The sequence below is a fragment of the Trinickia sp. genome (assembly GCF_051961175.1).
Classification (GTDB): domain Bacteria; phylum Pseudomonadota; class Gammaproteobacteria; order Burkholderiales; family Burkholderiaceae; genus Trinickia.
In genome coordinates this window covers 1-7,094 of record NZ_JBQCDN010000415.1, presented here as the reverse complement: position 1 = coordinate 7,094, position 7,094 = coordinate 1, and the positions used below count along the sequence as shown (strand labels likewise).

Genomic DNA, 7,094 nt, shown 5'->3' with positions numbered 1-7,094 from the left:
ACCCGGGCCTTCGACCGCGCCGCCGCCGTGCTCAAACATTATGCGGTGGCCGTGACGTGTCTCGGCCCCGTCGGTTCGGGCCAGTTGACCAAAATGGTCAACCAGATCTGCATCGCCGGCCTCGTGCAAGGGCTCTCCGAAGCGGTCCATTTCGGCGAACGCGCCGGGCTCGATATGGCGCGCGTCCTCGAAGTGATCGGCAAGGGCGCAGCCGCGAGCTGGCAGATGGACAATCGCGGCAAAACGATGATCGAAAACAAGTTCGACTTCGGGTTCGCCGTCGATTGGATGCGCAAGGATCTGGGCTTTTGCCTGGACGAAGCAAAACGCACCGGTACTTCGCTGCCGGTCACGGCGCTGGTCGACCAGTTCTATGGTGACGTCCAAGCGCTCGGCGGCAATCGCTTCGATACCTCGAGCTTGATCTGGCGACTGCGCAAGCTGCACGAGCCTCGCTGAAACGCGGATCGATCGCGGCCGCTCGGCCGCCTTGTACCGCGCAGCCCGGCGGACAAGTCCATCAGCATCGCCGGCTTGGCCTTACGCGGCGGCGATGCGCCCCGCTGCGCCCGGTGGGCTGCCGATGGCCGTGCGAAGCCGGTGCTACACTCGGCACGCAAGCCGCACTGCGGCACATCGTGCCGCACCGCCCACCCCGTCAAGAAGAAGGAGGCTTCCGATGGCTGAGTTCAGAATCTGGTCAGACGACTTTCCGAGCAACGGCTTCATGCCTCGGGCTCAGGAGTGCAACGACAAATCGTTCGGCGTCGACGGCGACGGCGGTAACCTCTCGCCCTCCCTCCAGTGGGAGGCCCCACCCGAAGATACCAAGAGCCTCGCCCTCACCGTCTACGATCCCGATGCCCCGACCGGCAGCGGTTTTTGGCACTGGGTGGTCGTCAACATCCCGGCTGACGTCCGTTCCCTGCCGCTCGGCGCGGGCAAGGCCGACGGCAGCCTGCTGCCGTCCGGCGCGCTCCAGGTACGCAACGACTACGGCACGCCGGGCTTCGGCGGCGCCGCACCGCCCCGCGGCGACACGCCCCACCGCTACATCTTCCGGCTGCATGCCTTGAAGGTCGAGCATTTGCCGATCACCCCCGAAACGACGAATGCAGTCGCGCGTTTCATGACGCATTTGAACGAGATCGATTCGGCCACCTACACGGGCCTCTACGAGCTGAAGTAACACCGGTCGACGCGGTGCGGGCATCATCGTTGCGTACGCAACGGGTCCGCCCGCCGCCGCGACGGCACGCCCGCAAGCGCACCACCGGGTTGCGCGCTTAGAATGCGGGGGTCCCTCCCCCATCGCACGCTTCCCGAGCTTCTCCCCGATGCACGTAGAACAAGGCATTCCCGTTCCAGAGCGTTATTGGGCGATCGCCGTCATCGCTCTGGGCATCACGCTTGCCGTGCTCGACGGGGCGATCGCCAATGTCGCGCTGCCCACCATCGCACGCGACCTGCATGCCAGCGCCTCCGCTTCGATCTGGGTCGTCAACGCTTACCAGCTTTCCATCACCATTTCTCTGTTGCCGCTCGCCTCGCTCGGCGACCGCATCGGCTATCGGCGCGTTTACACGGCGGGCCTCGCCCTGTTTACCGCTGCCTCGCTGGGCTGCTCCCTCGCAGGCTCGCTGCCGGTGCTGGCGCTCGTGCGTGTCATCCAGGGCTTTGGGGCCGCCGGCATCATGAGTGTCAACACCGCGCTCGTACGCACGATCTATCCAGCGAACCGGCTCGGACGCGGCATCGCCATCAATGCGATGGTCGTGGCGGTGTCCTCCGCCGTTGGCCCCACCGTCGCGTCCGCCGTGCTGTCGGTGGCCTCCTGGCCATGGCTGTTCGCGATCAACGTGCCGATCGGCATCGTCGCCGTCATCGGCGCCATGCGGGCGCTGCCGACGAATCCCGGACACGATACGCCGTACGATTACTTGAGCGCCGCCATGAATGCGATCGTGTTCGGCCTGCTGATTTTTATCATCGATGGACTCGGTCACGGCGAAGCGGCCGGCTGGCTCATCGTCGAGGGCATCGTCCTTGTGATCGTCGGGTACGTGTTCGTCCGGCGTCAATTGACGCGCCCGGCGCCGCTGCTGCCGGTCGATCTGCTCAAGATTCCGATTTTCGCGCTGTCGATCGCGACGTCGGTGTGCTCGTTCTGCGCTCAGATGCTGGCCTTCGTCTCGTTGCCGTTCCTGTTTCAAAACGTGTTCGGCTTCGACCAGGTGCAGACGGGCCTGCTGATTACGCCATGGCCGTTCGTGATCGTCTTCGCTGCGCCGATCGCCGGCGTGCTTTCGGATCGATATTCGGCCGGGATGCTGGGCGGCATCGGGCTCATCGCCCTGACGATCGGTCTCGTCCTCATGACGACAATCGGCACACATCCGAGCGTGTTCGCCATTACCTGGCGCATGGCGCTGTGCGGCGCGGGCTTCGGCCTCTTCCAATCGCCCAATAACCGCCAGATGCTGTCCGCGGCCCCGCGCGAGCGCAGCGGCGGCGCGAGTGGGATGCTCGGTACCGCGCGGCTCACCGGGCAGACGGTGGGGGCGGCACTTGTGGCGCTGATCTTCGGCGTCTCGCCCACTCATGGGCCGATGATCGCACTGGCCGTCGCGGCCGCCGTCGCGGGGCTGGCGTCGATCGTGAGTTTGATGCGCTTGCGCGCACCAGGCAGCGTGCAAGCATAAGCGTCTGCCCCTCGGCGATGCGCACACGCCCCACCGGGCCATCCCGCTAACCGGCTAACCGGCTAACCGGCTCCCCGCCGGCGAAATACGCCACGAGACCGCGTTGCCACACCGGCGCGACTTCAGTCCAGGGCGCGGGCATTTCCCGCGCCGACCGTCCCAATGACCATGGGCCGCTTCGTGCCTTCGCGACGCCCATCGCGACGCGCGCGTCAATCCGCCGCTCCTCCTCACCCAGCGTTCCTCCTGCTCGATACCGCGCCCAGCAGCGTATTGCTTCCAGACAGCGATTTTTATAAACCTTTCATTTTTGATACGGTTACATTTCAACGTCGAAAGATTTGTAAGCAAGAAGCCGGGCGAGTCGTGGCGTTGTCGCGGCCCTTGTATCGAACACCAAAGATCAACCAGGAGCGCAAGCGTGGCAGTCAACTTGAGCAAGAACCAAAGTATTTCGCTGGAAAAAACCGCTGGTGCGGGCATCACCTCTGTGAGCCTGGGCCTCGGCTGGGATCCGGCCAGTTCCGGCGGTTTCCTTTCCAAGATGTTGGGTAGCAGCGGCCAAATCGATCTCGATGCCTCGTGCATCGTGCTGGACAGCGGCTTGAGGCCGGTCGATCTCGTCTGGTTCCGTCAGCTGAAATCCAAGGACGGTTCCATCGAGCACTCCGGCGACAACCTGACCGGCGAAGGGGATGGCGACGATGAAACCATTCACGTCGACCTGCAGCGCCTGCCGGGCACCGTTCAGTACCTGATCTTCACCGTCAACAGTTTCCGCGGTCAGACCTTCGATCAAGTGGAGAACGCCTACTGCCGCATCGTCAACGGATCGAAAAACCAGGAATTGGCGCGCTTCAACCTGGCGGAGAAAGGCCGGCATACCGGTGTCGTCATGGCCAGCCTGAGCCGCGCTGCCGGCGGATGGGAATTCAAGGCGATCGGCCAATCCACGAATGGGCGCACCGCGGACGATCTCGTCAACCTCGCGATTCAAGCGGTCCGCGGATAACGATGATTCGGCGGGCCAGCCTGGTCCTGGTCCTGGTCCTGGTTCCGTTCACGGAGAAAAACACATGATCGATTGGCTGAAAACCAACGTGATCAAAGCACGCGAAGCACTGACAGCCGAAGTCGCCAAGTTCAGGAATCGGACGTTCATGGAGTCCGTTGCCAATGCTTGCGCACTGATTGCCGCCGCGGATGGAGAAATTCGATCCGAAGAGAAGATGAAGATGGTCGGCTTCATTAATGCGTCGCCGGAGTTGAAAGTCTTCGACCTGAACGACGTGATCAAGGTGTTCAACGACGCCTGCGGCAAATTCGGATTCGACTTCCAGATCGGGCAGGCCGAGGCCCTGAAGGCGATCGGCAAAGTCAGGGCGAAGGACGGCGAAGCACGCCTGCTGGTGCGCGTCGCCTGCGCCATTGGTGCCTCCGATGGTCACTTCGACGAAAAAGAGCGAGCGGCCTGCCGCCTGATTTGTCTGGAGCTTGGCCTGAGCCCAGCCGACTTCCAACTTGAACCATAAGGGCACCGGAGCGTGGAAGCGTCTCACATGGGTTTTCCTCCGCTAACGATGACGGTGTTCGTCGGCTTGGCCGTCGCCGCCCTGCTGCTGGATGTGATGACTCACCGCAACGGCAAACCGGTCACGCTGGCTCGGGCTTGCATGTGGTCGGTTTTCTGGGTGGCGATCTCCCTCGCATTCGCCGGATTTCTGTACGTGCGCCACGGCGCCGAAGCGGCCAGTCTGTTCGTGACAGGTTATGCATTGGAGAAGGTGCTCTCCATCGATAACCTGTTCGTCTTCATGGCCATCTTCGCGTGGTTCAAGGTCCCGGACGGCTTGCGCCACCGTGTCCTGTACTGGGGCGTCGTCGGGGCCATCGTGTTCCGCGGTGTCTTTGTCGCCATCGGCACGGGACTCCTATCGCTCGGTCCTCTGGTCGAAATCGCCTTCGCGGTGATCGTGGCGTGGACAGCCGTCATGATGCTCAAAGGCGGCGATCACGACGAAGCAGACAACGATTACTCCCAGCATCTGGCCTACCGGTTCGCGAAAAAACTCTTTCACGTATGGCCCAAGCTGGACGGGCACCGCTTCTTCGTTAGTCGCACGACGCTCGAGGCAGAACGAAAGACGACACAGACAAGCATGCGCCCGGGTGCCAAAGGCTGCCTGCTCGCCACCCCGCTGTTCCTATGCCTGGTTGTCGTCGAAGTGTCCGACCTCCTCTTCGCTTTCGACTCGGTCCCAGCGGTCATCGCGGTCAGCCGTGAACCGCTGATCGTCTACTCGGCGATGCTGTTCGCGATCCTGGGGCTGCGAACGCTGTATTTCATCCTCGAAGCGCTCAAGCGCCACCTCGTCCATCTGGAAAAGGCGGTGGTCGTGCTACTGCTATTCATTGCCGCCAAGCTGGCCTTGAATGCGACCGACGAACTCTTTCGCCACGGCATCAGCATCGATCCGAACACGAGCCTGCTCATCGTCTTGGCAGTCCTGTCGATCGGTATCCTGGCCAGCGCGATCTCCCCGGCCCGAGAAGACACGCGGGCCAACAATCCGTAGTTCATCCAATCACAGGAGCTATTTGAATGGCACTCACGCTTCAAAAAGGCGGCAATGTCTCGCTGGCAAAAGCCGATCCGAGCCTGACCAAGATCGTGGTCGGCCTGGGCTGGGACCCTCGCGCGACCGACGGCACGGCGTTCGATCTGGACGCTAGCGCCTTCCTGCTGACGGCCGACGGCAAGGTCCGCAGCGAAGCCGATTTCATCTTCTACAACCAGTTGATCAGCCGGGACGGTTCGATCGAACACACGGGCGACAATCGCACCGGTGCTGGCGATGGGGATGACGAAGCGATCAAAGTCGATCTGAGCCAGGTTCCGGCCGATATCGACAAGGTCGCGTTCGCTGTGACCATCCATGACGCCGAAGCGCGCAAGCAGAATTTCGGCCAGGTTGGCAACGCGTTCATCCGCGTCGTGAACCCGATCTCGGGGGCTGAGGTGGTCCGCTACGATCTGGCGGAAGACGCCTCGACCGAAACCGCAATGGTCTTTGCGGAACTGTACCGCAGCAACGGCGAATGGAAATTCCGCGCTGTCGGCCAAGGCTTTGCGGGCGGCTTGCGCGCCCTCGCAAACGGCTACGGCCTGGCCTGCTGACCCTGAGGGAACTCGACGCGGCGCAACGCCGCTCGTCGGCATCCGGCCGCGCGGCGCCGCGTCAACCCTCACTCGGAGCCGCTCACCTTCAGGCGGTTCTTCACTTCATGCACGCCGGTCACGCCCGCGGCCACTTCTTGCGCGCGCGTCTTCTCATCGTGCGTCGGAACCGTACCCGTCAGCCATACGATGCCTCGCCGCGTCTTGACATGAATGTGCGTGGACTTGACGTCCTTCGCCGTCATCAGCGCGGCCTTGACCTTCGTCGTGACAGTGCTGTCGCTGATATGTTGGCCAACCGATTCGGAACTCGAGGACGGCGCCGACGCGCTTTCCGTCGTCGAGGCGTCGGACGACGCCATCGTCTGGGCCGTTACGCCGGCAGCAAGCGTCAGAGAGGCAACGACGGCCGCGATTTTGAGGAGTGGGAGCGTTTTCACAGTTTCTTCTCCTGCTCAAAGATGGAAGGAATTGCCGAAGCAGAACGTGCAAAACCGGGAATGGATACCGACCCGCGTTCCGTCCGCCTCATTCCCTCCGCAAGCGTCGTGCCGTCGCGCGCCTGCACGGCCATCGCGGCACTGCAGCGCCTCTCGTGGCGATCTCTTTGCAGCCGCAGCAAAGCGCGCCACGCTTTTGCACTGCACTCTGTAAAAGCTGCCGCGTTCGTCGCGCCGCGGCATGGTTCCTGCGGTGGCCGATCGCCGGCATCGCCCACGTGGCAACAGGTGGTATGGCCGTTGCTTCAGTGCGAGGACTATTCCACTGGATTTTTGCCATGCCGCCGACTCTCGAACTGCGTAGCAAACAACACGTGGCACTGACGCCGCGCCTTCAACAATCGGTGCGGCTCCTGCAGTTGTCGTCGCTCGAGTTTCAGCATGAACTCCGTCAGGCTCTCGATAACAATCCTTTTCTCGAATATGACGACCCCGTTGTCGAAGAGAGCGAAGGCACCGCAAACCCCGCACGCGAGGGAGACGCAGCAGAGCTGCAGCCGGGCATCGCCGCTGAAACCCCTCAATCCGCGGAACCCGTCGATCAGTACGATGGCTTGTCGAGCTCCGATACGACGACCGCCGCCCCCGCCGACGATCCGATCGGCGATTTCAGCCAGGATTGGACGACCCGCTCGGCCTCGCGCCACAACCGCGATTCCGACGATAACGCCCCGGGCGCATGGGCCCACGCCCAGCCCACGATGCAAGAGCCTC

At 62.9% G+C, this 7,094-nt stretch carries 8 protein-coding genes and 1 pseudogene; 8 read left to right on the top strand and 1 reads right to left on the bottom strand.

Annotation, left to right across the window (positions count from 1 at the left end):
* The 7 genes from ACTHL0_RS23525 to ACTHL0_RS23495 all read left to right on the top strand — a co-directional run.
* Positions 1 to 459, top strand: a 459-nt coding sequence (locus ACTHL0_RS23525; protein WP_440569385.1) for an NAD(P)-dependent oxidoreductase, incomplete at its 5' end; no start/stop codon positions are given.
* Positions 460 to 679: 220 nt separating this feature from the next.
* The gene (locus ACTHL0_RS23520; protein ID WP_440569384.1) at positions 680 to 1,189 is read left to right on the top strand and encodes a YbhB/YbcL family Raf kinase inhibitor-like protein; all 510 of its coding nucleotides are present in this window, start codon (positions 680 to 682) and stop codon (positions 1,187 to 1,189) included.
* A 148-nt stretch (positions 1,190 to 1,337) separates the two neighbouring features.
* Positions 1,338 to 2,702 (top strand): MFS transporter, encoded by a 1,365-nt coding sequence (locus ACTHL0_RS23515; RefSeq protein ID WP_440569383.1) that lies wholly within the window; start codon positions 1,338 to 1,340, stop codon positions 2,700 to 2,702.
* A 421-nt stretch (positions 2,703 to 3,123) separates the two neighbouring features.
* Positions 3,124 to 3,714 (top strand): TerD family protein, encoded by a 591-nt coding sequence (locus ACTHL0_RS23510; protein WP_440569382.1) that lies wholly within the window; start codon positions 3,124 to 3,126, stop codon positions 3,712 to 3,714.
* A 64-nt stretch (positions 3,715 to 3,778) separates the two neighbouring features.
* The gene (locus ACTHL0_RS23505) at positions 3,779 to 4,234 is read left to right on the top strand and encodes a tellurite resistance TerB family protein (protein WP_440569381.1); all 456 of its coding nucleotides are present in this window, start codon (positions 3,779 to 3,781) and stop codon (positions 4,232 to 4,234) included.
* 27 nt (positions 4,235 to 4,261) lie between these two features.
* On the top strand, positions 4,262 to 5,278 hold the full coding sequence (locus tag ACTHL0_RS23500; protein ID WP_440569380.1) for a TerC/Alx family metal homeostasis membrane protein: 1,017 nt from the start codon (positions 4,262 to 4,264) through the stop codon (positions 5,276 to 5,278).
* Between the two features lie 26 nt (positions 5,279 to 5,304).
* On the top strand, positions 5,305 to 5,880 hold the full coding sequence (locus ACTHL0_RS23495; RefSeq protein ID WP_440569379.1) for a TerD family protein: 576 nt from the start codon (positions 5,305 to 5,307) through the stop codon (positions 5,878 to 5,880).
* Between the two features lie 68 nt (positions 5,881 to 5,948).
* Here ACTHL0_RS23495 and ACTHL0_RS23490 read toward each other — a convergent pair whose 3' ends face one another.
* Positions 5,949 to 6,320 (bottom strand): BON domain-containing protein, encoded by a 372-nt coding sequence (locus ACTHL0_RS23490; protein ID WP_440569378.1) that lies wholly within the window; start codon positions 6,318 to 6,320, stop codon positions 5,949 to 5,951.
* 338 nt (positions 6,321 to 6,658) lie between these two features.
* Here ACTHL0_RS23490 and ACTHL0_RS23485 point away from each other — a divergent pair.
* Positions 6,659 to 7,094 (top strand): annotated as a pseudogene (locus ACTHL0_RS23485) (RNA polymerase factor sigma-54); the annotation flags it as partial.